The sequence below is a fragment of the Amphritea atlantica genome, from assembly GCF_018860855.1.
In the GTDB taxonomy this organism is placed as follows: Bacteria; Pseudomonadota; Gammaproteobacteria; order Pseudomonadales; family Balneatricaceae; genus Amphritea; species Amphritea atlantica_A.
In genome coordinates this window covers 13792-14039 of sequence record NZ_JAHKQE010000046.1, presented here as the reverse complement: position 1 = coordinate 14039, position 248 = coordinate 13792, and the positions used below count along the sequence as shown (strand labels likewise).

Genomic DNA, 248 nt, shown 5'->3' with positions numbered 1-248 from the left:
AACACCACTCAATGAACCTGTAGAATCAAAAATCACAGGCATTAGTAAAATATCAGAGGGTGATACCCAAGACTCCACAATAGAACTGATTTTAAAACGAAATAAAAAACATTCAGCTACACAAGAAAAGAGTGATACCAAAAGCGAGAAGTTATCGCTAAGCGATGAGATCGAAAAAAACTCGATAGAAAAGCTTGAACCTGTAGAAGAAGAAAGTCTTAATATTATTAAGCAAGAGCAAGAGCAAG

The 248-nt window shown here is 35.1% G+C and carries 1 protein-coding gene; it reads left to right on the top strand.

Going from position 1 to position 248, the window contains the following annotated elements; all coding sequences use genetic code 11:
• Nucleotides 1-248 (top strand): hypothetical protein (locus tag KO512_RS19065; protein WP_215953909.1); only part of this gene is annotated, 248 nt, incomplete at both ends.